A 24,176-nucleotide genomic window follows, 5' to 3' on the forward strand; every position below is an offset into this window, starting at 1 on the left:
TCCCGATAATCAAGAACAACCGGGAGTGCCCATGACTGCCCAAGCGTCTGCGACAGCCGCCCCTCGCCCCGCGACCGCGCCGAAAACCCCGCCTTTGCCCGAGGCCAAGCCCGAGATGCTGGGCCTGTCGCGCCCCCGCCTCAAGGCGATGTCGGATGCGTTCAAGCGCGAGATCGACAAGGGAACCGTTCCCGGCGTCACCGTTCTGGTGGCGCGGCGGGGCCAGGTCGGCTGGTTCGAGGCACTCGGCAAGCAGAGCCCGGCTGCTTCCGCGCTCATGGCAACTGATTCGATCTTCCGCATCTTCTCGATGACCAAGCCGATCGTCTCCGTCGGCGTCATGGCGCTGGTCGAGGATGGCCGCCTCCTGCTCGGCGATCCCGTCGCCAAGTTCATTCCGGAGTTCGCGGACCAAAAGGTCGGCGTGGTCAGCCGCGGCAAGCTGGAACTGGTTCCGCCCAGGCGGCCGATGACGGTGCAGGACCTGCTCCGCCACACCTCGGGCCTGACCTATGAGCACCAGGGCGACGGCCCCGTACACAAGATCTACCAGGATTCGCGGGTGCGCAGCCGCAAGATCACCAATGCCGAGCATGCCGCGCTGGTCGCAAGCTTCCCGATGGTCTGCCACCCCGGCGACGAGTTCAACTACAGCCGCTCCACCGACATCCTCGGCCGCATCATCGAGGTCGTCAGCGGCAAATCGCTTGGCGCGTACCTCACCGAGCGCATCCTCGCACCGCTCCAGATGGCGGAGACCGGCTTTGTGACCAGCGAGGCCAATGCCGGCCGGCTCGCCGAGCCGTTCGCGGCCGATCCCTGGACCGGCGACAAGGTCGCGCTGTTCAACATGCTCGAACAGCCGATCATGGAGTCCGGCGGCGGCGGCCTCGTCTCCACGACCATGGACTATGCCCGCTTCGCGCTGATGCTGCGCAATGGCGGCACCCTCGACGGCAACAGGATCATCGGCCGCAAGACGCTGGAGCTGATGGCCTCCGATCATCTCGGACCTCACGTCGTGACCAACGGCACTCTCCTGTCGCCCGGCCACGGTTTCGGCCTCGGCTTCGCGGTGCGCCGCGAGGCCGGCATCGCGCCCTTCCCCGGCAGCGTCGGCCAGTATTTCTGGAGCGGCATTGCGGGGACGTTCTTCTGGATCGATCCGAAGGAGGATCTGTTCGTCGTGTTTATGAGCCAGGGACCGGGGCAGCGCGACTACACGCGGACGTTAGTGCGGGATCTGGTTTACGCGGCGGTGGAGTAAAGTCAGTCGCTGACGCGCGACGCTGCATCCCCACACCCACTGTCATGCCCCGCGAAGGCGGGGGCATCCAGTACGCCGCGGCGTCCCGATTCAATCACGTCTGTCACGGAGTACTGGATCGCCCGCCTTCGCGGGCGACGACACCTGCTGTTACCTCAGCTAATCGTCGCGCCGCCGTCGATCACCATGGTCTGGCCGGTCATGAAGTCGCCGGCCTTCGATCCCAGGAACACTGCGGCGCCCGCGATCTCGTCGGGGATGCCGATGCGCAAGAGCGGCGAGCGCGAGGTCGAGGCTTTCAGGTTCTCCGGATTGTCCCACAGCGCCTTGGCGAAATCGGTCTTGATCAGGCCGGGCGCAATGCAGTTCACGCGGATATTGTCCTTGCCGTACTCGCAGGCGAGATTGCGTGCGAGCTGCATGTCGGCGGCCTTGGAAATGGCGTAGGCGCCGAGAATGGTCGAGCCCTTCAATCCGCCGATCGAGGAGATGATGATGATCGAGCCGTCCTTGCGCTCGATCATCTGCGGCACCACCATCGAGATCAGCCAGTTGTTGGCGACGATGTTGTTGTCGAGGATCTTCCTGAACTGATCGTCGGAGATGCCGGCGAGCGGACCGTAATATGGGTTCGAGGCCGCGTTGCAGACCAGAACGTCGATCTTGCCAAATGCGCGGTTGCTCTCGTCGATCAGGTTTTGCAGGTTTTCCTTGGACGAGATGTTCGCAGCGATCGCGACCGCCGTGCCCTTACCGAACTTGTCGTTGATGCCCTTCGCAACCTGCTCGCAGACGTCGGCCTTGCGCGAGGAGATCACCACCTTGGCGCCGTGCTCGGCCATGCGCTCGGCGATCGCAAGCCCGATGCCGCGCGTCGAACCGGTGATGACGGCGACTTTCCCCTTCATGTCGAACAAGGTCATGTTTCTCTCCCAGAGTACGATGTAATTGATTGGCCTGAAGCTTACGCCGCATCCGCGCGACCCGGCAATTGCTCAGGCGAGCTTCTTGACTTCCGGTCCGGCCGGCTGGTGCATCGCCGCGTGTGCATCGTCAGCGATCCACGGCTGCTGGTTCACCATCGGCAGCCGCCAGACCGTGCGCTCGGGGCTTGCGAAATAGTCGAGCCGCGTCACCGAGCAATTGTCGATGTCGAACGACAGCCCCCGCTCCGGCTGGCCGTCGAGGGCCAGCCCCAGCGCAGCCTTGATGGTGCCGCCATGTGCGACCGCGATCACGTCCTGCCCGGCCGCCTCGACGGTGATCCGCTCGATGGTGCGGCGTGTGCGGTTGTAGAGGTCCATGAAACTTTCGCCGCCGGGCGCGGGCTCGTTGATGTCGGCGAACCAGCTCGCGCCGACGGGACGGCTGGCGATGAACTGAGCGCGGTTCATCCCCTGCCAGCGGCCGAGATTTTGTTCGGCAAGGTCCGCCTCCCATTTCATCGACGCGGGCCGCGGGAAGCCGGCCGCCCAGATCGCTTCCGCGGTCTGGTGCGTGCGCATCAGATTGCTCGAATACCAGACCGCCTTGCGTGGCAGCAACCTGGCAACAGCGTTGAAGACGTAAGCGTCGCTGGTGTCGCAGGCGATGTCGGACTGTCCGTAAATATTGCCGCCGTCATTGCGCACCGGCGCGTGACGGACCCACCACCAGCGTGTCGTGACCACATTGGGCTTGTCTGCACCTGCCATCGAAGCTCTTCCATCCCGTTTGATGTCGCTGTACGTCAGTAGCGAACGTGTCTCAAGACACTTTACCGTTTGAAATCTTGTTTGAAATTCCGTCGCGCGGCAAGCGTCGCGTCCGAACCAAAGGGAGAAACGCATGGGCCGTCTGCAAGGCAAATCCGTCATCATCACCGGCGCCGGCAGCGGCATCGGCCGCGCGGCTGCGCTCTTGTTCACCAGGGAAGGCGCGAAGTTGCTCGCGGTCGATCGCACCGAGGCGGTGAAGGAGACCGTCGACGAGGTGAAGAAGGCCGGCGGTGTCGCGGAAGCCGTGGTGGCGGACGCGGGCTCCGAAAAGGACGTCATGGCCGTGATCGACAAGGCGGTGAAGACGCACGGCCGGCTCGACGTGATCTGGGCCAATGCGGGCGTCAGCGGCGGACTCGTCCCGCTCGGCGAGCAGACCGTCGAGCAATGGCAGGAGGTTTTGCGGATCAATCTGATCGGGCCGTTCCTCGCGGTGAAGCATGCGATGCCGCACATGGTGAAGCAGCAGTCCGGCGCGATCGTGCTGACGGCGTCCGTCGCGGGCCTGAAGGCCGGCGCCAGCGGTCATCCCTATGCCGCGAGCAAGGCCGGGGTGATCAGCCTGGTGCAGACCACGGCGTATTCGCTCACCGGCACCGGCGTGCGCATCAACGCGGTGTGCCCGGGCCTGATCGAGACCGGCATGACCAAGCCGATCTTCGATCGCGCCAAGGAGCGCGGCACCGCTGACAAGATCGGCCAGCTCAACCCGCTCAAGCGCCCCGGCCAGCCGCACGAGCTCGCGGCGATGGGGCTGTTTCTGGCCAGCGACGAAGCGTCGTATGTGAACGGCCAGGCATTCCCGGTGGATGGCGGTCTGACGGCGTCGATGCCGTATACGGGCAAGCCGGTCTAGCACGCGCGCTCTCGTGTCCCGGACGCGCTGCAGTGTTCTTACGCTGCTGCGCAGAGCCGGGACCCAGGATGCCACGGCAATCACTGCTGCATGGGCCCCGGCTCTGCAGCGCATCACGTCGTGCTGCGCAGCGTCCGGGGCACGAGACCTCTCTTCAATAGACACACCTTCGCCCTCTCGCGGCTTGTTTCGCCCGAGCTTTGCTTCGTCGCCTTGCCCTCGATTGAAAAGGGCGCAGGGAAGACCGGGCGCCGGCTGGCACCCGCGGTCCACTGTGCGAAGTTGTAGCGAGAAGTCTGCACAGCGGCATACAGGTGAAGCCAAAACGTCCGGCCTTCCCTGCGCAGTGGTTTTACGACTTATGTCGTGCTCTCCCCGGGGAGCGATGCACTATTGCCCCCGTCGCCTTGCCGATAGCTGATGCGCGCGCCCGGTCGGGCAACACACATCACCACAAGACTTGACGCACAGACCCCGGGCGTCAGGACCACACGATTTTGCCGTACGCCGATCACACCGGTCGTGCGCGCGACGTCCTCGCTCACGATTGCCCGCCCTGCGAAACCCTTCGCGCCGATGTAACCAACGTCCACCGCCGTCCGGCCCGCGTTCGTGACGATCGCGATACGCCCCTCTTCCTTGGGCCGGGTTGCGGCGACACATACGCCATTTCCGAATTTCGGTAAAGTGGAATATTTTCGATGGTACGCATTGACCTGCGGCTCGCGTGTTTTGCCCGACAGGAACGCAACACCTCGTAGCCCGGATGGAGCGCAGCGCAATCCGGGATTCCATCCATGGAGGTACTGGCCCTGGATTGCGCTTCGCTCCATCCGGGCTACAGGCCTGTGTTGATTTGCCCGATCGGCCGCAACATTGGTATGGTTCATGCAAGCGCCTCAGCCTCCATCTTCCTCTGACAAGAACGTGACAATGCCAAGCTCAAGACCCGACCGTATCCGCAAGCTGCTCGCCGACCTCGTCGGCTTCGACACGATCAGCGATCGCTCCAACCTGCCCCTGATCGCGCATATCGAGAGCTATCTCGCCGCGTTCGGCGTCAACAGCGAGCGCATCGTCGATGAGACCGGCCAGAAAGCCTCGCTCTGGGTCACGATCGGCCCCGAGGATCGCCCTGGTCTCGTGCTGTCCGGCCATACCGACGTCGTGCCGGTCGCGGGCCAGGACTGGAGCCACGATCCGTTCAAGCTCGTCGAACGCGATGGCAAGCTCTACGGCCGCGGCACGACCGACATGAAGGGCTTTGTCGCGGTGTGCCTTGCCATGGTGCCGGAGATGCTGGAGGCGAAGCTTGCAACGCCGATTCATCTTGCGATCTCCTATGATGAGGAGATTGGCTGCGTCGGCGTGCGGCCCATGCTGCGCGAGGTCGCGAAGAAACGGATAAAACCGCTCGGCGCTTTCATCGGCGAGCCGACTGAGATGAAGGTCATCATCGGCCACAAGGGCAAGCACGGCGTACGCGCGACCTTCCGCGGTCTCGCCCGCCACTCCTCGATCGCGCCCGACGGCGTCAATGCGATCGAATATGCGGCCGAGCTGATCGTCGAGATCCGCCGCCGCGCCGTGGCGCTCGCAGCAGTGCGATCAACCGTCAGTCTCTACGACGTTCCGCATTCAACACTGCTCACCAGCATCGTGCATGGCGGCGCCGCGCTGAACATCGTGCCCGACACCTGCACGGTGGATTTCGAATGCCGCGGCATCGGTATCACCGAGTCGCGCGAGGTGACGGATGCGATCGTCGCCTGGGCCAAGGCCGAGATCGAACCCGCGATGAAGGCGCGACACCCAGAGTGCGCCATCGATTTCGAGGAGATCCTCGACTATCCCGCGCTCGACACCGCCGCCGATGCGACAATCGTCACGCTGGCCAAGAGCCTTGCGGGCCGCAACGACCACGCCAAGGTCGCGTTCGGCACCGAAGCGAGTTTGTTTGCCAGCATGGCCGACATCCCGTCAGTCGTGATCGGCCCCGGCGCGATCGCGCAGGCGCACACGCCGGACGAGTTCGTGGAGATGGCGGAGTTGGAGAAGTGCGCGGGGTTCGTGGAGAGACTGATCGCGCATTGCGCGAAGGCGGAATCGCAGGCGATGCTGCCGTAGGGCGGGCAAAGCGAAGCGTGCCCACCACTTTCGGGCGGGCAAAGCGAAGCGTGCCCACCACTTTCGCCGCAATCGCGGAGAGATGGTGGGCACAGCGCTACGCGCTTTTGCCCACCCTACAGGAGCTGCGTGGCCCGCATGAGCAAAGCGACATGCGGGACCGCTGTCCCGGGTATCGCTTCGCTCATCCGGGCTACGAAGCTCCAAGCAAAAGGCGCAGCCACCGACCGCGCCTTCATCTCGTTCAAACCGCGCCCGCCTTCTGCGCGTAGTCCCATGACGCCTGCGACAGCGGCACGGTGCGCTTGGCGGATTCGAGCGCCTTGGCATTCGCGGCGGTGCCGTCACGGACGCGGCCGGCGATGCCTTGGGTAATGCCGGCGAGGCGGAACAGATTATAGGCGAAGTACCAGTTGAGATCAGGCACCGTCATCTTGGTGACGTTGCAATAAATCTGCGCCGCCTCCTCCACGCTCGGGATGTTGAGCGCCTCGAGGTCGGCGCCGTGCAGGCCCGGCATGATCCACTGCATCAACAGATAGGTGAAATCGGCCATGGGATCGCCGAGCGTCGACAATTCCCAATCGAGCACGGCCTGCACGCGCGGTTCCGTCGCGTGGAAAATCATGTTGTCGAGGCGGTAGTCGCCGTGGACGATCGAGACCCGCGCCTGCTCCGGCACGGTCTTCGGCAGCCATGCGGCGACCTTCTCGAACTCCGGAATGTGCTGGGTCTCGGACGCGCGATACTGCTTGGTCCAGCGATCGATCTGGCGCGCGAAATAATTGCCGGGCTTGCCGAACTCGCCAAGGCCGATCGCGGTGGGATCGTACATGTGGAGCTTTGCCAGCGTCTCGATCTTGCTGGTGAAGATTTTTCGGCGATCTTCCGGCGTCTGGCTCGGCAGCGTCGGATCCCAGAACACCCGACCGTCTTCCATCGACATGATGTAGAAAGCGGCGCCGATGATGCTGTCGTCCTGGCACAGCGCGTAGGCGCGCGCGACCGGAAAGCCCTGCTTTCCAAGGGCCGCAATGACGCGATATTCGCGATCGACCGCGTGCGCCGACGGCAACAATTTGCCGAACGGCTTGCGGCGGATCACGTAGGACCGGTTCGGCGTGTTCAGCCGGTAGGTCGGATTGGATTGGCCACCCTTGAATTGAAGGATCACCAACGGGCCTTCAAAGCCTTCGACGTTGTCGCGCATCCATGCTTCCAGGCGCAGCTCGTCGAAACGATGCCGCTCCTCGACCGGCTTGGTGCCCGAGAACTCTTCGTCTTTCCTGACGCCGTCAGCCACGATGACGCTCCCTCTTCAGTCCTGACCATTTCAGGTCGAGCACGATCCTAATCGGTCACCGCTGACGCACTTGCGTCAAGTGGTCACCGAAAGCGGATCATGCCTTGTCATTTCTTCAAGTCGGGAGCGCCGCAGGGCTCTCCCTCCTGATGATTTGCTTAACGACTTGGAGAATTTGCATACTTCCGAACTTCAAGCCTGGCAATGGCGCGATTGTGCACCTCGTCCGGGCCGTCGGCGAGACGGAGTGTGCGGATGTGGGCGTAGTCCTTGGCAAGGCCGGCTTCGTCCGACACGCCCGCGCCGCCAAACGCCTGGATCGCCTCGTCGATGATCTTCAGCGCCATGTTGGGCGCTGCGACCTTGATCATGGCGATCTCGGCCTGCGCGGTCTTGTTGCCGACCTTGTCCATCATGTCGGCGGCCTTGAGGCACAGCAGCCGCGTCATCTCGATATTGGTGCGGGCCTCGCCGATGCGCTGCTCCCACACCGAATGCTCGACGATCCGCTTGCCGAAGGCGGTGCGCGAGGTGAGCCGCTTTACCATTTTCTCCAGCGCCTCCTCGGCCTTGCCGATGGTGCGCATGCAGTGGTGGATACGGCCGGGACCGAGGCGGCCCTGCGCAATCTCGAAGCCGCGGCCCTCGCCGAGCAAAATGTTCTCCTTCGGCACGCGCACGTTTTCGAGCAGCACCTGGGCGTGGCCGTGCGGCGCATCATCGAAGCCGAACACGGGCAGCATCTTCTCGACCTTGATGCCGGGAGTGTCGAGCGGAACCAGGATCTGCGACTGCTGCTGATGCTTGGCGAGTGACGGATCGGTCTTGCCCATCAGGATCGCGATCTTGCAGCGGGGATCGCCGACGCCCGACGACCACCATTTGCGGCCGTTGATGACGTAGTGATCGCCGTCGCGCTTGATGCTGGTCTCGATGTTGGTGGCGTCAGACGAGGCCACGGCCGGTTCCGTCATCAGGAACGCGGAGCGGATCTCGCCGTCCATCAGCGGGCGCAGCCATTTGCGCTTCTGCTCCTTGGAGCCGTAGCGCATGAACACTTCCATGTTGCCGGTATCGGGCGCGGAACAGTTGAAGACTTCCGAAGCCCAGGAGATGTGGCCCATCTGCTCCGACAGCAACGCGTATTCGAGATTGGTCAATCCCGCGCCGCGGAATTCGTCATCCTCATGCTCGTTCGGCGGCATGAACATGTTCCAGAGGCCTTCGGCCTTGGCCTTCTTCTTGAGGTCTTCCAGCACCGGGATGACCTTCCAGCGCTCGCCGCTGTGATCCTGCTCGTTGTAAACAGGCACCGCCGGACGCACGTGCTTGGTCATGAAGGACTGCACGCGGTCGAGCCATTCCTTCTGCTTGGGGGACAGATCGAAATCCATGGGACGCTCCTCGTTTCTCTCTTTGCAAGCTTTGCAAGCCTGTTTTGGCAAGCCTGCTTTGGCGAACCTGTTTTGCGCCGGACTGTCCTCCCGCCTCGCGCGGCCCGCAAGCGCGAATGCACGAGCCTTGCGAGCTTCACCAACCGGTTCGCGAGTTGCGAACGAGTCTCGATTGCGGATTGACTTTCTCCGGCCTTCAAACGATAGTTTCATACAAGTGTTTGAATTGCAACTCCCCTCCCTGAGGGCACCCATGGCCAGCGATCATACAAGATCAGCCATCCTCGCCGCCGCCGAACGGCTCTATGCCGATCGCGGCTTTGGCGACGTGACGCTGCGCGACATCGTCGCGGAGGCCAATGTCAATTTGGCTGCGGTGAACTATCATTTCGGTTCGAAGGACGAGTTGATCGCGGAACTGTTCGTCTCCCGCTCGATCGCCACCAACCGCGAACGCCTGCGCGAGTTGAAGGCCGCGGAAGAGCAAGGCGGCGGTCGCGCGCCGATCGAGGTGATCTTGCGCGCCCTCGTCGGCCCGACCTTGCGCGGTTGCCTCGGCCCGGAAAACCAGCGCTCCACCGCGGCGCGCTTCATGATCCGCGCCTCGATCGAATCCGTGCCGCCGATCCGCCGCATCAAGAACCGCGAGATCGACCATCTGCGGAAATTCGTCGGCGCGATGCGAAGGTCTCTGCCCGACCGCAACGACGTCGATATCTACTGGGGTCTGAACTTCGCGCTCGCGATGGCGCACCACACCATCCGCGAGAGCGAGCGGCTGACAAAGCTGTCCGAAGGCAAATGCGATCTCGACGACGTCGAGAACGTCGTCGCGCGCGTGGTCAGCGTCGCGACGATGGCGCTGACAGCGGGACGGGCCGAGACAAGGGCGCCGGCGCGCGCGCTGGCGAGGGACGCGCGCTAGCGCTCACATCATCGCGATGCAATCGATCTCGACGTCGAAGGGGCCGAACCATTCCGGCGTGCAGACGAAGATCCGCGCCGGCGGATCAATCGGAAAGTAGCGCGCATAGACCGCATTGAACGCAGCGAAGTGTTTTGTCGAGGTGCAGTAGACGTTGCACTTCATGACGTTATCCAGGGAGGCGCCGGCCGTCTCCAGGCAGAGCTTCATCTGCTCCATGACGAGTTCGCTCTGCCGCTCGATCGGCGCTTCCGCAATCTCGCCCGTCTCGGGGTCGAACGGCGGCAGGCCGGCGACGAAGATCATGCTGCCGGCCCGCGTCACCGGCGAGGTCGGCGCCTTCCAGCGATCAAGAAACGTCGAGATCGGTTCGACACGGAGCACTTCGCGTTTCATCGGCGGCCACCTTCGGTTGGAGCGTGAACAACGCCTGGCTACATTATCTTGCAGCCGGCATGCTTCGCTTCTGATCGAATGGTGGTCGTCGGCGTTTTACGCCCCCTGCGGCATCTCCTCGGCCTCTTCCTTGGCGAGCAGCAGCAGCATCTCGATGCCCATCTCGCCTTCCTGGGGCGAGCGGATGAACTTTATTTCGTCGGCGCTTTGCCGCAGCGCGGCAATGATGGCGACGGCCTGATTGGCCGTTGCTGCCTCGGTCGCCAGAATTGCCTTCTGGTTCTTGGCCTGAAACCCGATCGTGTAGGACATTCCACTTCCCTCCCGAGCTCGATTGGAGAGATCGAACCAGAGTCGCGCACGAAGCGGAAGCCTGTGCGAGTACGGACCGGGTTTATCTGGGATTGCGCGCAAGCCTCAGGCAAGGCCGGGCATGGCGCGCGCGTCGTTCGCGCTCGCAACGAGGCTCTTGAGGATGCCTGAGGCATGCGCGACCGGTTCGGCATTGATCTTCGCCAGCGCGCCCTTCGACATATAGAGATTGCGTGGCGACGCTAGATAATACCCTGCTGCTTCAGCGTTTCGATCTTGCCCTCATCATAGCCGAGTTTCCCGCCGAGAACTTCCTGCGTGTGCTCCCCTAGCAGCGGCGGGGCGCGATATGTCTCGATCGGGGTCTCGGAGAGGGTCAGCGCGTTGCGGATCAGCGAGAGATCGGGTTCGAAGGGATGGTTGACCTTCACCCGCATGCCGCGCGATTGCACGTGCGGATCGCTGAACACCTGCTCGAAATTGTTGATCGGACCTGACGGCACGCCGGCCTCCTCCAGCTTTTCCAGCCAATAGGCCACCGGCTTCTTCAGGAACAGCCCGGCGAAGATGGCCATGATCTCTTTGCCATGCACGACGCGGTCGTTGTTCTTGATGAAGCGCTTGTCATTGGCGAGCTCGGGCTCGCCGAGCACGGCGCAGGTACGCTGGAACTGGCCGTCATTGCCGACCACCAGCATCAGTTCGCCGTCGGTGCAGCGGAACACGCCGGCCGGCATGCCACCATTGCCCCAGGTGCCGCGACGCGGCGGTGTCTTGCCGTTGACGAGGTAGATCTGGAGCCAGTGCGACAACGATGCGATGACGGTATCGAACAGGCAGACGTCAATGTGCTGTCCTTGCCCGCCATTGACGTCGCGATGATAGAGCGCCGAGAGAATCCCGGTCGAGGTGTTCATGCCGGTCATGTAGTCGACGATCGACGGGCCGACCTTCATCGGGCCCTCGCCGGGCTCGCCGTCGATATGGCCGGTGACGCTCATCAGGCCGCCCATCGCCTGCAGGATGGCGTCGTAGCCGGCGCGCGGCGCGTAGGGGCCGGTCTGGCCGAAGCCGGTCACCGAGCAATAGATGATGCCGGGGTTGATCGCCTTGATCGTCTCGTAGTCGAGGCCGTAACGCTTGAGATCGCCGACCTTGTAGTTTTCCATGAAGACGTCGGCGTCCTTGGCGAGCTCGCGGATGATCGCCTGCCCCTCGGGCTTGGCGATGTTGACCGTGACGGACTTCTTGTTGCGGTTGGCGCAGAGATAGAATGAATTGTTGTTGTTCGCCTTGCCTTCGGGATCGGCCAGATAGGGCGGGCCGAAGGCGCGCGCGTCGTCACCGGTGCCCGGCCGCTCGATCTTGATCACCTCCGCGCCGAGATCGCCCAGCATCTGGGCCGACAAGGGCCCGGCAAGCACGCGGGTGAGGTCAAGGATCTTGATGCCTGAAAGCGGCAGGGCCGACATGTCGATTTCCTCCGGGGAACTGGATCTTGGCGCGGCGGCTCGCAGCGGACCACGCTCCCTGCCGATACACTATTTTTGCGCCGTGAGCCCTGCACTGGCGGCATACCGGCATCCTCCTGCCCGGCAGCGGAGCCAGCCGGCGGCGACGAATTCCGCGCCGCGAATATGACCTCAACGGCTCAGGTCGGCGCCGCCGCGGCGATTCGCGGCCGCCGGCGGCCGAGCAGGACCAGGATCAGCACCGTCGCGCAGGAGAAGACAAAGGTGAGACCGAGCGCACCGCGGCTGCCGAACTGGGTGAGCAGGCCGACAAGGAGCGGCGGAGAGATCGCGGACGCGAGATTAAGCGGCAGAGCGATCATCGACATCGCCTTGGCGAACTCGGCCTGGTCGTAGAACACGAGCGGGATCGTTGCCCGCGCCACCGCCATCGCGCCGCTGCCGGCGCCGTAGAGCAGGATGAAGACCGCAACGGCCCAGGTCGCACCCTCGTTCGTCATCAGGAGCAGCATGGCCACGGGCAATGCCGTGCCCGCCACGAGTCCGGTCGTGATGCCGTCCCATCGCCCGCCGCCGAGGAAATCCAGCCCGCGGGCGCTGACCTGGATCACGCCCAGCATCGAACCGAACGCGAGTGCCTGCGCGGGCGCCAACCCCTCCGCCCGGAGCAGCTCGATCATGATGGCGCCGATACCGAAATTGACGAAGGCGTTCAGCGTGATCGCGGCGACGACGAGGCTGAAGGTGGTCTTGGGAATGGCGGCCGGTGGCGCAGCCTTGGCCGGCTCACCACCATCATCCCTGGCAATTTTCCGGCGCGGTGCGAGAAACGCGTAGAGTGGAAGGTTGATGACGGCCATCATGGCCGCGTAGACAAGGCAGGTCCCGCGCCAGCCGAGCAGACCACTGAGAAACGACGTGGTCGGCCAGAAGATGCTGCTGGAGAGACCCGTCACCAGCATCAGCGCGCCGATAGCGTTCTTGGCGCTGCGCCCGGCGACCTCGTTCAGCATGATATAGGCGCCGGTCGAGAGCGTGGCGCTGCCGGCGATGCCGAGCACGACCCAGGCGGCGAAATAGAGCATCGGTTCGCTGGCGAAGGACAGCAGAACGTAGCCGGGGATGGCGACGACGGTCCCAGCCATCATGACGTTCCGCGCGCCATGCCGCGCAAAGGATTTTGCCAGCCAGGGAGCGCACAGCCCCATCGACACGTAGAGCACGGAGGTGCCGGCGAACGCCACCGGCAGGCTCATGCCGAGATCGGCTGCGAGATCGCGCCCGACGATGGCGGGAAGCCCGACGGTGCCCCATCCAACGAGTTGAGTCACCGCAAGCACCAGCAGGAGGCCGATGAGCCTGCTGTCAGATTTCAAGAACCGCATTCCGTCGCCAGCCCGCCAGATCACGCCCGTGGAGCAGTCTTACGCTTGGAAATGACAATCGGGAATGGCGGTTCCGAATGGCAAGGCGGCGTCAGCCGCAGAGCACGCCCACTCAGGATGTGTGGCCGGGATCGATATGCTTCGGCGTCTTCTTGTCGCGTTGGGGCGTCATCTTGGCCGGATCCGGCGCACCAGGCACCCCGCGCGGACCGAGCTGGTCGCGCTGGATATCGTCTTCGGACCGGGGCGGCTCGACGCCGTTTTGCTCGCGAGGCTTGGTCATCATGGCCTCCTTGTGGAACTTCGCCCGAAGGCACGCGCGCGCAAATCAAACGCCGAGCGCGTTTTCGCTGGCCTCGCGGCCGGGCACACTGACATGAACCTCATGCCCCTGACGCAGCGCCAGCGAAGCGGCGGCCACCGCCGATTCGAACGCGGATTCCTTGGTTGCGTATTTGCCGTTGACGGTGCCGTCATGCAGCACGCCCCATTCGTCCTGCACCGGCACGATGGCGTATTGAGCAAGGCCCATTGTCCGACTCCTGGCTTGCCTTTCAAAGATCGTCTGCTCAACAACGCGCCGGCGAGCTTAACGTTGCGTCACCTGCGAGTGCGCGGCGGTCACGCGCCACACCGTGTTGCCGCTGTCGTCGGCGACCAGCAGCGCACCGGACTTGTCGATGGCGACGCCGACGGGACGGCCGCGTGCCTGACCGTCGTTGTTGAGGAAGCCGGTGACGATGTCTTGCGCCGGCCCGCTCGGCTTGCCATCCGCGAAAGGCACGAACACGACCTTGTAGCCATTCAAGACCTGCCTGTTCCAACTGCCGTGCTCGCCGACGAAAGCCCCGCCGCGATAGGCGCTCGGCAGGCTGGTGCCGGTGGAGAAAGCCATTCCGAGCGGGGCGACATGCGAGCTGAGGGCATAGTCCGGCACGATCGCCTTGGCCACGAGGTCCGGCCGCTCCGGCTTGACGCGGGGATCGACGTGCTGGCCGTAATAGCTGTAGGGCCAGCCATAGAAGCCGCCGTCCTTCACCGATGTCATGTAGTCGGGGACGAGATCGGGGCCGAGCTCGTCGCGCTCGTTCACCACCGTCCACAGCGCGCCGGTCTGCGGCTCGAAGCTGAGACCGTTGGGATTACGCAGGCCGCTTGCGAAGATGCGCCAGCGGCCGCTGGCGCGATCGACCTCGAGAATGTTGGCGCGATTGTGCTCGGCCTCCATGCCGTTCTCGGTGATGTTGCTGTTGGAGCCGACGCCGGCATAGAGCTTTGAACCGTCCGGGCTCGCGACCAGGCTCTTGGTCCAGTGATGGTCGATCGGCCCGCCCGGCAGCGGCGTCAGCACCGTGCCGGGCGCAGTGATCCTGGTGTCGCCTTCGGTGTAGGGATATTTGACGATCGCATCGGTGTTGGCGACGTAGAGGTCGTTGCCGACCAGCGCGACGCCGAACGGCGAGTTGAGATGGTCGAGGAAGACGCTCTGCGTATCCGGCACGCCGTCGCCATTTGTGTCGCGCAGCAGCGTGATGCGGTTACTCTCGCCGGTATCGCCGCCGGAGGTCGCCCAGGACTCGATGTATCCCATCACGATCTCCTTGGGCCGCTTGATCGCGGCGCCCTTCGGCGCCTTGGATTCCACGACCAGAACGTCGCCGTTGGGAAGTACGTAGAGGAAACGCGGATGCTGCAAGCCCGTCGCAAAGGCCTTGGCCTGCAGGTCCTGCGCGACGGTCGGGGTCTCGTCCTTCTTCCAGCCGACGATGCGCGCGATGTGCATCGGCGGCAGCAGATATTGCTGAATGTCGGGGAGCGTCGGGTTGGCGCCGATCTGCGCTTTGGGATCACCGCTGCCGTCATCGCAACCGGCAAGACACAGAAACGAGGAGCACAGCAAGGCGCGGACAAGCAGGGACATCATCGCGCAACTCCCACGCCGTGGCGGTACACCATCGCCCAGCCGAGCCAGCCGGTGACCGGCAAGATCAGCACGGTGATCACCGAAAGAATGAGCCCGGTCGGCCACACCGAGGTCCAGGCATCACGCGTGTGGACCAGCGCATTGACGATCGCCAGGATCAGCGCCACCGCATTGCCGATCAGATGCGGCCAGGCCGGTGGCTGCGCCCGCACCAGGCGGTTGCCGAGGAAGTCGGTCAGGCCCGCAATCGCCGCCAGCACGCCAAAGATGACGCCGACGACCAGAAGCCAGGCGGAGAAATCCGCCCACATGATCTCGGCGCTGACGACATAGGCTATGTCGGTCAGCAAGGCGCCGATGAAGCACGCGATCGGTATCGGCACCAGCATCGGATGAATCGGATGACCCGCGATTTGCGCGGTGGAACGCACGCGCACAGCTTCTTGCACGGTTGGCCTCGTGTGACCCTCTTGCCCACCCGATCGGCCAACTCGTGCTGGAAGGGATGGTTCCTAGGGAGATTGGACGCGCCGGCCGAGCTTGGCGAGACGGCTGACATCGAGCAGCTTGCGCGGTGTTCCATCTGGACGCCAGGTGTCGAAACTGATCCCGCCGCCGTAACCGACGACGTCAGCCACGACCCGCGCGAACTCGGCGATGATGATGTCCTCGCCGCTGCCGACGTTGACCAGGTCCGCACCCGAATAGGTCTCCATCACGTTCGCGGCAATCGCGATGTTGTCGGAGATGAACTCGGCGCGCAGCGTGTCGCTGCACCCGGCGGATCAGACGGCTCGAGTCCCTCATGTCGCCATAGTGCATCAGGAACGGCATGCCGACATGCGGGGCCTGGCAGAAATGGTCGACGCGCGCGGCGTTGAACAAGGACGAGCGCCGCTTGATGCCGTGCACGACATAACCGAGCGACAGCAGGTATTCGGCGAGATAGGCGCCGTCCCGGCCGGTCACGCCGGTGGCGAGAGCGATGCGTTCAGCTATTCAGTTTCTCGATACCTCACTTGTACCTTTTACAGCCCAAACGACCGGAGTCTGTAAACCGCGCGCCAGCAATCACCAAAGAAGAAATCCCGCGGCGTCAGGACAAATCCGATCGTGCCGTCGGAGCGACACCACTAGGGTGACTACCACTGCGCCCCTCCGCCCTAAGCTTCAATGCGCGGTAAAGCCGCCGTCCACCGGCAACGCGACGCCGAGGACGAAGGTGGCGCCCGGGCTGCATAGCCAGAGGACGGCGGCCGCGATCTCGTCGGATTCGCCTAGTCGTCCGATCGGCTGGTCGCGCATGATCTCCTTCATCGCATCGGCCTGCTCCTTGAGCATGTCGGCGACCATCGGGGTGTTGATCGTGCCGGGGCAGACGGCGTTGATCCTGATGCCGCGCGGCGCGTATTCCATCGCCGCACTCCTCGTAAGACCGATCACACCATGCTTGGAAGCGTGATAGGCGGCGCGACTGGGCAATCCGACGAGACCACCCAGCGACGAGCAATTCACGATGGCTCCGTTTCCCTGCGTCCTCATCTGTTGCAATTCGTGCTTCATGCAGGCCCAGACACCGCGAAGGTTTATTCCATTCACCCGATCGAAGTTCTCCGCGGTCTCGTCCGCAGCATCGCTGGGCGGCACCTGGATGCCCGCGTTGTTGAAGGCCATATCGAGCCTGCCAAAGTGCGCCACCGTCCGCTCGATCATGTTTGCGACCTGAGTCTCGTCCGAGACATCGCAGACCAGACCCAGGACCTTACGCCCGACTGACGTCAGTCTGTCGGTCGCCGCCTTCAATGCCCGTTTGTTAATGTCGGCGAGAACGACGGCCGCTCCGGAAGTGGCGAAAGCTTCCGCGGTCGCCAGTCCCATGCCCGAACTCGCCCCGGTTACCAAAGCGACTTGGCCACTGAAATCATAAGTCGGATTCATCATAACCAACTCACTTCGTTTTGGCTCCAAGAGCGATCGGCGTCGCCTGTACCAGCTTGAGCGACTTCACCATTTTCTCCACAGTCGATTTGTATTTCTTGAAATGCTCTGATCCGAGGTGCGCTTCGTATGCCCTCCTGTCGCGGTAGATCTCGAATACTTTGACGCGGCTCGAGTCGTCCTTTTCAGACACCGCGTAAAGCACCAGGACGCCCGGCTCTTTTTGGATCGCCGCGTCTATCTGCTTTTGGACTGCGGCCCTGTAGGCGTCCAATTGAGCGGGATCGACCTCGATCTCCGCCACCTGGACGTACTCTCCGCCCGCTTCCTGGGCGACGGCGGCGCCAAGCGCTGTAGCCAGCACAGATGCGCCGTAGACGAAGAACTGCATCGTATTCATGACCTGCTCCCGTCGAGTGGCATGATCCTAAGGGTCGCGGCACGGGCGCGCGCCCCGATCATCGGTTCGAGATATCGATTGCCGCGATACTTCGCACGATAGGCACCGTCGATCGTATCCAAGACTGGCCCTTCGACCGGCTCGAACGTCACTTCCTTGGTGACCCCGGCGGCCAGGATCCGCCCGGCATTCTCCGGCGCAGCGGCCCGGTACCATTGTGAGTCCTGTCCGTTGTAGCCGCGAACGTAGAGCGCGCCGTCGACCGCCACGGACCATATCCACGTCGGCGTTCCATACGTCGTGCGGTCCTCCCTGAACGGGGAGACATGCAAGTCGTCAGCGTCGGCGATCTTGCGCAGTTCATCGCCGTCCCAGCGCATCTCGGATCTCACTTCCGGTATTGGTCGTCGGCGACCTTCTCCATCCAATCGACGTTCTTTCCGTCAAGGGATTCCTGAATGGCGATGTGCGTCATGGCCGTCGTAGGCGAAGCTCCATGCCAATGCTTGAGGCCCGGCGGAAACCACACCACGTCACCGGCGCGGATCTCTTCGATCGGTCCGCCGTCGCGCTGCACCCATCCGAGACCGGCGGTGACCACCAGCGTTTGCCCGAGCGGATGCGTGTGCCAAGCCGTTCGAGCACCGGGTTCGAAGGTGACCTGACCGCCGCTCACTCGGCCCGGGTCCGGAGCCTGGAAGAGAGGATCCACCCGGACCGAACCGGTGAACCAGTCGGCATTCCCCTTGGTCGAGGGGCGAGAACCGTTTCGTTTGATGTCGATGTCCATGACTGCGTTCCTTTGCGTGGTCGAATCTTTGGCATGGGCGTCCAGTGCCGCTGACGCTGTGAAACCGGCGACCAAGACGATGGCCTGTCGACGGGAGTACGGCGACATCGCTACCGAGGCCGCTTCTCAATGACTTCCTTGGCCACCGGCGCCGCCGAGAACGCGTTGGGCCAACCCGCATAGAATGCAAGATGTCCGACGACCTCACCGGCTTCCTCCTTGGTCAACCCGTTATCCATCGCCCGGTTCAGATGGTAGGTGATCTGCGCGACCTGGCCGGTCGCGACGAGGGCGCTGACCGTAACGAGACTACGGTCGCGCGGCGCGAGCCCCGGCCTCAGCCAGAGATCGCGGAACAGCACATCTGTCGTGTACTGGACGAGACTGGGTGTGATCTTGCCGAACTGCTCGCCGACTCGCGTCGCCCGCTGTGCTTCTGCCACCTCATCGAGGGGAAGCTGGGGACCGGAGGCCGGCGGAAGCTGGTCGGCGCCGATGTTGCGGCTCTTGAACACGTCCTTGGCCGCAGCGACCGCATCCATTGCGTTGGCCCAGCCGGTGTAGAATGCCAGGTGCGTAATGATCTCCGAGAGTTCGGCCGGCTTCACGCCGTTGTCGAGCGCGAGGTTGAGATAGTACGGCAGTTCGACCGTCTGATCGCGCGCGATGAGCGCGGCGACCGTGACGATGCTTCGGTCGCGCGCGGGCAGTCCCGGCCGCTTCCAGAGATCGCCGCGCACGACGTCCTTCGCATATTTTTCGAGGGCGGGCGCGACGGCGCGAATGTCTTCGGTCGTGGGCATAACTTTTACTCCTTCGATGATTGTCTGTTGACCGTTCGCCGCGGCGGCGACGATCGAAAACGAAAGTACGGCTGCCGCGAGAAGCTTCATTGCTGCTGTCCTCCGACGGTTGGCGGGTTCATCATCAGCCATGACGCGACGAACGCAGCGCAGAGTACGGTGATGGCGCTGACCAGAAACACGACGTTCAGGCCGGCCCCCTTCGCGACCAAGCCGAGCGCCGGGCTTGCCAGACCCTGAGCCAGGTCGAGAAAGGCGGTGTAGGCTCCCATGGCCAAGCCACGGCTCTGTGCCGGCACCCGGCGGACCGCTTCGACGCCGAAGCCGGGATAGACCAACGAAAACCCGAATCCGGTGAGCGCGGCCCCGAACAAAGCCGATTCGGGACGCGCGGCACGCCACATCAACGCCTGACCGGCTGTTTCGATCAATACGCAGATCAACGCGATTTTGGCACCGCCAATCCGGTCAGCCGTATGGCTGAAGAACAGGCGCGCCAGAATGAATCCAACGGCGTGGGCAGTGTAGGCGAGCCACCCGTTGGCCCAGACGCGATCGGCGAACAGGAGCACGGCGAACGTGGTCACGGCGCCGAAGCCGACGCTGCCGAGCGCCGAGCCGAGACCCGGTATCCACACTCGCCCGACCACGTCGGCAAACGAAAAGCGGGCGCGCTGCACCGGTAGGACAGCGGGAACAGGAGCGATGAGCAGCAGCGTCGCCAGGGGAGCCAGCGCCGTGGTGAGCGCGATCGCTACAAAACCGAAGCCGGCGTAGAGCGCAGAACCAATCGGCGCGCCAATCGCGAAGGCGGCGAACATCGCGGACCCCACCCAAGCGATGACCTTGCCGGTGTTCCGGGGATCGACAATCGCCAATCCCCAACTGACCGCTGCCGTAATGATGAAACTTTCCGCGGCTCCCAGCACGGCACGCCCAAGCAGGAGCACCACGACCGAGGCTTCCGCCGCGTTGCCGATCCAGAGCGAGCACAAATAAAGCAGCCCGGAAGCGGAGGCCGCCAGCAGACCTGCGATCACCGCACGTTTCGCCCCGCGACCGTCCGAATAATGACCCGCCCACGGCCGCGAGATCAGGGATGCGGCGAACTGACTGCCGGCGACGAGGCCAACCACGAAGGTGCCGAACCCCAGCCTGCCATGGACGTAGAGCGGAAGCACCGGCATAGCGACGCCGATGACGAGAAAGGCGACGAAAACCACGCCCATGATCGGCAACAGCGCAGCCGCAAACGGACGTGGTTCGGTCATCTCTTGCACGGTTACAACGGACATGGTCGGCCCCCCTCAGAATGCCTGGCTGTTCAGTCTGTAGAGGATCTCGTTGATGTCCACGCTCTCCGGCTGGCTCATCGCGAACGCCACCACGCGCGCGAACGAGTCGGCCGGTACGGCCACCTGCGAATAGAAGGTCCGGACCCGCTCCGCGGTCTCGGTATCGCTGATGCCGGCGGGAAGCTCGGTCGCGACCGCGCCGGGCAAGATCACCGTCGTGCGGATGTTGTAGGGTTGACTTCCTGGCGAAGGCCCTCGGACTGCGCGCGAACGGCGTGCTTCGTCGCCGCATAGACGGCGAAATCGGGACCGATCTGGTGCCCGGCGACCGACGACACGTTGATGAAATGGCCTGCCTTCTGCCGCTGCATGTGAGGCAGCGCGGCGGCGATTCCGTACAACACGCCCTTGATGTTTGACGTCGATCATGTGGTCCCACTCGTCGACCTTCAGCCGTTCCGGCGCCTGCGGCATCAGGCCGGCAATGTTGATCGTCACGTCGATGCGACCGAAGCGCTGAACCGCCTCCTCTACCAGCGCCTTTACCTGTTCGCGGCTAGTCACGTCAGTAGAGACCACGAGCGCCTTCCCGCCACCCTCCACGATTTCGTTTGCCAGCGCCTTCAGGCGGTCCGCTCGCCGCGCGCCCAGCGCCACCGCAGCCCCTCCAGCGGAAAGGAGCCGTGCGGTTGCCTCGCCCAATCCGCTGCTGGCGCCGGTTATGACAATGACCTTGCCTGCAATACTTTCCGTCATTCTTCCCACTCCGCGTTGCCGCCGCGCGAGGCGACGGCCGTCTCCAAAGTAGGCGCTAGGGTTCATCGGCATTAGACGATAAAATCCAATTGGATTTATTGGAGTAACCCATAAATGGAACGCGCCGATGCGAGCGATCTGCTCGCCTTCTTGGCCGTGGCGAGAGAGCGCAGCTTCACCCGGGCGGCGGCTCGGCTCGCGATTGCCCAGCCGACCCTTAGTCAAATCGTCCGGAACCTGGAAGAACGGCTGGGCGTCAGGTTGCTGAACCGCACGACCCGCAGCGTCACGCCGACGCAAGCGGGCGAGCAGCTCTTGCGCACGATCGGGCCCAAATTCGACGAAATGGATGCCGAGCTCGGAGCCTTGAGCGAATTGCGCGAAAAGCCGGCCGGGACAATCCGGATCACTGCAACGGAATATGCGGCGCAGGCGATCCTCATGCCTGCCATGAGCAAGCTCCTGCCGGCCTATCCGGACATCAACGTCGAGGTTCTGATCGACTACGGCCTCACGAACATCGTGGCGGCCCAATACGACGCCGGGATCCGGCCGGGCGAACTGGTCGCGAAGGACATGATAGCTGTCCGGGTCGGTCCGGACCTGCGCATGGCCGTGGTGGGCGCGCCCTCCTACTTCGCGACTCGGAAGAAGCCGCGAACCCCGCAGGATCTGACGGAGCACAACTGCATCAACCTTCGCCTGCCCACGCATGGCGGGAGCCTGTACGCGTGGGAGTTCGAGAGGAACGGCCGCGAAGTCAACGTGCGCGTGGAAGGTCAACTGATCTTTAACGGCGCCGGCGCCCTGCTTCAGGCTGCCCTGCAGGGGCTCGGTCTAGCCTACCTGACCGAAGGCTACGTGCAGCCCTATCTTTCAAGCGGCCGGCTTGTCCGGGTGCTGGCGGACTGGTGCCCACCTTTTTCCGGGTATCACCTCTACTATCCAAGCCGGCGCCAGTCCTCGCCAGCGTTCGCCCTATTGGTCAATACGCTTCGATACCGCGGGAAATAACGGATGCTGAACTTGGCTTCTGCAATGGTGCAGTCTATCTCGGCTTTCCGCGAAGCAACCGCACTGCCCAAGCAAGCAGGTTCTTGGGCTATCAAGTTGATCTATTTGCGCGAGAAGCGGCCGCTCAATTCCAGGACTACCTCAAGTAGAGCATGAAAACCCTCGCGAATTTTCATCAACCTTCAGCCGTGACGTGTCAAAATTGTCAGAATGGGAATTTAGAATTCCTGGCTAAGCTGTTTGAAATCGTTTTTGGAGCGGGTGAAGGGAATCGAACCCTCGTATTCAGCTTGGAAGGCTGCTGCTCTACCATTGAGCTACACCCGCGTTACCGGCTCCCTAACACGGCCGGGCGGCGGTCTCAACTGCCCAAGAAGCGGCTTTCCGGCGCCTTCCGGGCCCATGCGAACAGCCATGGTTCCTCCCGACCGCCTCCCCTTAACAAGGGCGGCGTCGCCGCCTATATTGAAATCTTCCGAAACCAACGAAAGGAGGTGATCCAGTGTCTTTTACCAAGCGCTGTCACCTCGCTGGGATCGCCCGCTAAGCTCTAGAAAGGGCTTGGCATCGGGGCGCTCTCAGCCCTGGACCAGCGAGCAAGAAATCGGGCGCGACGGGGCCTCCCCGCCGCGCCTTTTCTTTTCGGCATCACCGCGATCGATATTTGCAGGACGTCCATGTTGAAGACGTTGTCGCCGAAGGTTTCAGAAGCCACACACATTGAGCGCGCGCGGGCGTTTTCCGCGGCGGCTCTCGACCGAGCTGCCGTAATAACGGTGATGGCCGCTCTGGTCGTGCAAATCGGCAGGCTCCGATTGTGTCGCCCGCCGCGCGTCGCAGATGATCTTGATGGTCTGACTCGACATTGCCGCCTCCGATGGCCTTCCGTTTTCTTGTGGCCATCAGTCGCCTCGGCTTTCGGCGGCGTTCACCCGCTCGGGCCGCAATCGGGTTTCAGGACGGTTTCATCGAGGCCTGCACGATGCAATACTTGTGGTTCTGGATTGTCGGCGCGGCCCGCGGTCATACGTCCTTTGGAGCCGCGCAGCAAAAAAACGAGGTGACGATGCTTTACGCCATCCTGGCCTATCATGTGGAAGACGAGCTTTTGTCCTGGACGCCGGAGCAGGACGCCGCGGTTGTGGCCAAAGTCATCGAGGTTCAGGCGCCCTTGAGGGCAAGTGGACACTTTGGGCCGGCCGCCCGTCTGGATGACACAAAAAAGGCCCGCACCTTGCGTGGCCCCGGCGCGGGCATGGTGCTGGACGGCCCGTTTGCCGAGACCAAGGAGCAGCTTCTCGGCTTCCACCTCGTCGAATACGACACGGAGGAAGAGGCGATCGCAGCGGCGCGGAATCTGCGTCAGGTCAACCCGTCGGCGGTTTACGAAATCCGTCCGGTGAAGCTTTACCTGCCGGCCGATGGGTTCGGCGCGACACAAGCGTGAGCCGCCGCCTTACGCCTCTGGCTCGGTCCGCCCGATGGTGAAGCGCTGGATCAGGACGCCGCCGAAAGCGACGAACCACAGGAAGGGCGCGACACGTGGCGCGAACGCCGCCACGACCGTGCCCGGGATGAACACGAGCAGCGGAAACATCGAGGCCATGATCTCGTGGCGCCAGCCGCCCAATATCCTCCACCATAGCCAGGCATTGAGGCCGGCGATCGCAGTCAGGTGCAGGCCGTAGAGCACGGCGACCGCGCTGCTCATGGGGTAGTTGGTGTAAAGGCCGTTGGTCACCGGCAGCAGCACGATCGACAGCAGGAAAAACAAATTGAGGATCACCGCGCCGCGGCTGCCCACGGGCTGGCGCGCCAGCCGCCGGTGATGGCTGATCCAGAACACGCCGGCGATGATGAAGCTGAGCGCGAGGCCGGCGAGCTTGCCGGAATAGACTCGGGCGAGATCGTTCCAGTCGGGCGCGCTGGTGAACACCGCGGCCTTGGGCAGGTCGTAGGCGAGCAGCGTCATGGCGACACCAAAGATGGTGTTGCTGAGCGACTCCAGCCGCCGCATCTCGAACTGGTCGGGCTTAAGCTCGGTCATGCCGGCGCGCGCTTC

General features: G+C 63.5%; 28 protein-coding genes, 1 tRNA gene and 3 pseudogenes. 6 read left to right on the forward strand and 26 right to left on the reverse strand.

Annotated elements, in window-relative coordinates:
• Positions 1-31 precede the first annotated feature (31 nt).
• Entirely contained in the window at positions 32-1,267 is a 1,236-nt protein-coding gene (locus tag IVA80_RS25605; protein WP_247436969.1) for a serine hydrolase domain-containing protein, read from the forward strand.
• A gap of 155 nt (positions 1,268-1,422) precedes the next feature.
• On the opposite strand, the gene IVA80_RS25610 is transcribed toward IVA80_RS25605, so the two are convergent.
• Both IVA80_RS25610 and IVA80_RS25615 read right to left on the reverse strand, forming a co-directional pair.
• Complete coding sequence (locus IVA80_RS25610; RefSeq protein ID WP_247436972.1) at positions 1,423-2,190, reverse strand: SDR family oxidoreductase; 768 nt, start codon at positions 2,188-2,190, stop codon at positions 1,423-1,425.
• A gap of 72 nt (positions 2,191-2,262) precedes the next feature.
• Positions 2,263-2,961, reverse strand: coding sequence for a histidine phosphatase family protein (locus IVA80_RS25615; protein WP_247436975.1), 699 nt, complete (start codon positions 2,959-2,961; stop codon positions 2,263-2,265).
• 133 nt (positions 2,962-3,094) lie between these two features.
• Between IVA80_RS25615 and IVA80_RS25620 the strand changes: the two genes are divergently transcribed.
• Positions 3,095-3,880 carry an SDR family oxidoreductase gene (locus tag IVA80_RS25620; RefSeq protein WP_247436977.1) on the forward strand — a complete coding sequence of 262 codons (786 nt, stop codon included), beginning with the start codon at positions 3,095-3,097 and terminating at the stop codon, positions 3,878-3,880.
• A gap of 359 nt (positions 3,881-4,239) precedes the next feature.
• Here the strand turns inward: IVA80_RS25620 and IVA80_RS25625 are convergent, their stop codons facing one another.
• Positions 4,240-4,770 (reverse strand): hypothetical protein, encoded by a 531-nt coding sequence (locus IVA80_RS25625; RefSeq protein WP_247436979.1) that lies wholly within the window; start codon positions 4,768-4,770, stop codon positions 4,240-4,242.
• A 43-nt stretch (positions 4,771-4,813) separates the two neighbouring features.
• On the opposite strand from IVA80_RS25625, the gene argE reads away from it, so the two are divergent.
• Positions 4,814-6,007: an acetylornithine deacetylase gene (gene argE / locus IVA80_RS25630; RefSeq protein WP_247436982.1), complete on the forward strand. Its 1,194-nt coding sequence runs from the start codon at positions 4,814-4,816 to the stop codon at positions 6,005-6,007.
• Between the two features lie 244 nt (positions 6,008-6,251).
• Here argE and IVA80_RS25635 read toward each other — a convergent pair whose 3' ends face one another.
• On the reverse strand, positions 6,252-7,310 hold the full coding sequence (locus tag IVA80_RS25635; protein WP_247436984.1) for a phosphotransferase family protein: 1,059 nt from the start codon (positions 7,308-7,310) through the stop codon (positions 6,252-6,254).
• Positions 7,311-7,468: 158 nt separating this feature from the next.
• Positions 7,469-8,704 (reverse strand): acyl-CoA dehydrogenase family protein, encoded by a 1,236-nt coding sequence (locus IVA80_RS25640; protein WP_247436986.1) that lies wholly within the window; start codon positions 8,702-8,704, stop codon positions 7,469-7,471.
• A gap of 253 nt (positions 8,705-8,957) precedes the next feature.
• Between IVA80_RS25640 and IVA80_RS25645 the strand changes: the two genes are divergently transcribed.
• Positions 8,958-9,629, forward strand: coding sequence for a TetR/AcrR family transcriptional regulator (locus tag IVA80_RS25645; RefSeq protein ID WP_247436988.1), 672 nt, complete (start codon positions 8,958-8,960; stop codon positions 9,627-9,629).
• Between the two features lie 3 nt (positions 9,630-9,632).
• Here the strand turns inward: IVA80_RS25645 and IVA80_RS25650 are convergent, their stop codons facing one another.
• The 18 genes and pseudogenes from IVA80_RS25650 to IVA80_RS38425 form a co-directional block, all read right to left on the reverse strand.
• The gene (locus IVA80_RS25650; protein WP_247436990.1) at positions 9,633-10,025 is read right to left on the reverse strand and encodes a RidA family protein; all 393 of its coding nucleotides are present in this window, start codon (positions 10,023-10,025) and stop codon (positions 9,633-9,635) included.
• Positions 10,026-10,121: 96 nt separating this feature from the next.
• Positions 10,122-10,337 carry a hypothetical protein gene (locus IVA80_RS25655; protein ID WP_211386695.1) on the reverse strand — a complete coding sequence of 72 codons (216 nt, stop codon included), beginning with the start codon at positions 10,335-10,337 and terminating at the stop codon, positions 10,122-10,124.
• Between the two features lie 242 nt (positions 10,338-10,579).
• Positions 10,580-11,809, reverse strand: a complete 1,230-nt coding sequence (locus tag IVA80_RS25660) for a CaiB/BaiF CoA-transferase family protein (RefSeq protein ID WP_247436992.1) — start codon at positions 11,807-11,809, stop codon at positions 10,580-10,582.
• Between the two features lie 179 nt (positions 11,810-11,988).
• A complete protein-coding gene (locus tag IVA80_RS25665) occupies positions 11,989-13,194 on the reverse strand; it encodes an MFS transporter (protein ID WP_247436994.1) in 1,206 nt (401 codons plus the stop codon).
• A 112-nt stretch (positions 13,195-13,306) separates the two neighbouring features.
• Positions 13,307-13,477: a hypothetical protein gene (locus IVA80_RS25670; RefSeq protein ID WP_247436995.1), complete on the reverse strand. Its 171-nt coding sequence runs from the start codon at positions 13,475-13,477 to the stop codon at positions 13,307-13,309.
• A gap of 45 nt (positions 13,478-13,522) precedes the next feature.
• On the reverse strand, positions 13,523-13,726 hold the full coding sequence (locus IVA80_RS25675) for a hypothetical protein (RefSeq protein WP_247436996.1): 204 nt from the start codon (positions 13,724-13,726) through the stop codon (positions 13,523-13,525).
• 57 nt (positions 13,727-13,783) lie between these two features.
• The gene (locus tag IVA80_RS25680; protein WP_247436997.1) at positions 13,784-15,118 is read right to left on the reverse strand and encodes a sorbosone dehydrogenase family protein; all 1,335 of its coding nucleotides are present in this window, start codon (positions 15,116-15,118) and stop codon (positions 13,784-13,786) included.
• On the reverse strand, positions 15,115-15,567 hold the full coding sequence (locus IVA80_RS25685) for a DUF2231 domain-containing protein (protein ID WP_247436998.1): 453 nt from the start codon (positions 15,565-15,567) through the stop codon (positions 15,115-15,117). The genes IVA80_RS25680 and IVA80_RS25685 overlap by 4 nt, the downstream gene beginning before the upstream one ends.
• Before the next feature lie 63 nt (positions 15,568-15,630).
• Positions 15,631-15,840: pseudogene (locus IVA80_RS25690) on the reverse strand (GDP-L-fucose synthase); the annotation flags it as partial.
• Positions 15,841-15,886: 46 nt separating this feature from the next.
• Positions 15,887-16,117, reverse strand: a pseudogene (locus IVA80_RS25695) (GDP-mannose 4,6-dehydratase); the annotation flags it as partial.
• A gap of 171 nt (positions 16,118-16,288) precedes the next feature.
• The gene (locus IVA80_RS25700; protein WP_247437089.1) at positions 16,289-17,056 is read right to left on the reverse strand and encodes a glucose 1-dehydrogenase; all 768 of its coding nucleotides are present in this window, start codon (positions 17,054-17,056) and stop codon (positions 16,289-16,291) included.
• Between the two features lie 10 nt (positions 17,057-17,066).
• A complete protein-coding gene (locus tag IVA80_RS25705; protein WP_247436999.1) occupies positions 17,067-17,456 on the reverse strand; it encodes a putative quinol monooxygenase in 390 nt (129 codons plus the stop codon).
• The gene (locus IVA80_RS25710) at positions 17,453-17,836 is read right to left on the reverse strand and encodes a DUF2255 family protein (protein WP_247437000.1); all 384 of its coding nucleotides are present in this window, start codon (positions 17,834-17,836) and stop codon (positions 17,453-17,455) included. Before IVA80_RS25710 ends, IVA80_RS25705 begins: the two co-directional genes overlap by 4 nt.
• Before the next feature lie 8 nt (positions 17,837-17,844).
• Positions 17,845-18,240 carry a cupin domain-containing protein gene (locus tag IVA80_RS25715; protein ID WP_247437091.1) on the reverse strand — a complete coding sequence of 132 codons (396 nt, stop codon included), beginning with the start codon at positions 18,238-18,240 and terminating at the stop codon, positions 17,845-17,847.
• Positions 18,241-18,356: 116 nt separating this feature from the next.
• Entirely contained in the window at positions 18,357-19,139 is a 783-nt protein-coding gene (locus tag IVA80_RS25720) for a carboxymuconolactone decarboxylase family protein (protein WP_247437001.1), read from the reverse strand.
• Positions 19,136-20,344, reverse strand: coding sequence for an arabinose transporter (locus IVA80_RS25725; RefSeq protein WP_256467519.1), 1,209 nt, complete (start codon positions 20,342-20,344; stop codon positions 19,136-19,138). The genes IVA80_RS25720 and IVA80_RS25725 overlap by 4 nt, the downstream gene beginning before the upstream one ends.
• A gap of 209 nt (positions 20,345-20,553) precedes the next feature.
• Positions 20,554-20,715 (reverse strand): SDR family NAD(P)-dependent oxidoreductase, encoded by a 162-nt coding sequence (locus tag IVA80_RS38420; RefSeq protein WP_256467525.1) that lies wholly within the window; start codon positions 20,713-20,715, stop codon positions 20,554-20,556.
• Positions 20,716-20,755: 40 nt separating this feature from the next.
• Positions 20,756-21,172: pseudogene (locus IVA80_RS38425) on the reverse strand (SDR family NAD(P)-dependent oxidoreductase); the annotation flags it as partial.
• 42 nt (positions 21,173-21,214) lie between these two features.
• Here IVA80_RS38425 and IVA80_RS25735 point away from each other — a divergent pair.
• Positions 21,215-22,114 (forward strand): LysR family transcriptional regulator, encoded by a 900-nt coding sequence (locus IVA80_RS25735; protein WP_247437002.1) that lies wholly within the window; start codon positions 21,215-21,217, stop codon positions 22,112-22,114.
• A gap of 253 nt (positions 22,115-22,367) precedes the next feature.
• Here the strand turns inward: IVA80_RS25735 and IVA80_RS25740 are convergent.
• A tRNA-Gly gene (locus IVA80_RS25740) sits at positions 22,368-22,441 on the reverse strand.
• Positions 22,442-22,818: 377 nt separating this feature from the next.
• Positions 22,819-22,980 carry a hypothetical protein gene (locus IVA80_RS25745; RefSeq protein WP_247437004.1) on the reverse strand — a complete coding sequence of 54 codons (162 nt, stop codon included), beginning with the start codon at positions 22,978-22,980 and terminating at the stop codon, positions 22,819-22,821.
• Positions 22,981-23,180: 200 nt separating this feature from the next.
• On the opposite strand from IVA80_RS25745, the gene IVA80_RS25750 reads away from it, so the two are divergent.
• Entirely contained in the window at positions 23,181-23,561 is a 381-nt protein-coding gene (locus tag IVA80_RS25750; RefSeq protein WP_247437095.1) for a YciI family protein, read from the forward strand.
• 9 nt (positions 23,562-23,570) lie between these two features.
• Here the strand turns inward: IVA80_RS25750 and IVA80_RS25755 are convergent, their stop codons facing one another.
• Entirely contained in the window at positions 23,571-24,161 is a 591-nt protein-coding gene (locus tag IVA80_RS25755) for a TMEM175 family protein (RefSeq protein ID WP_247437006.1), read from the reverse strand.
• Positions 24,162-24,176: the final 15 nt, after the last annotated feature.

Source organism: Bradyrhizobium sp. 139 (genome assembly GCF_023074175.1).
Taxonomy (GTDB): domain Bacteria; phylum Pseudomonadota; class Alphaproteobacteria; order Rhizobiales; family Xanthobacteraceae; genus Bradyrhizobium.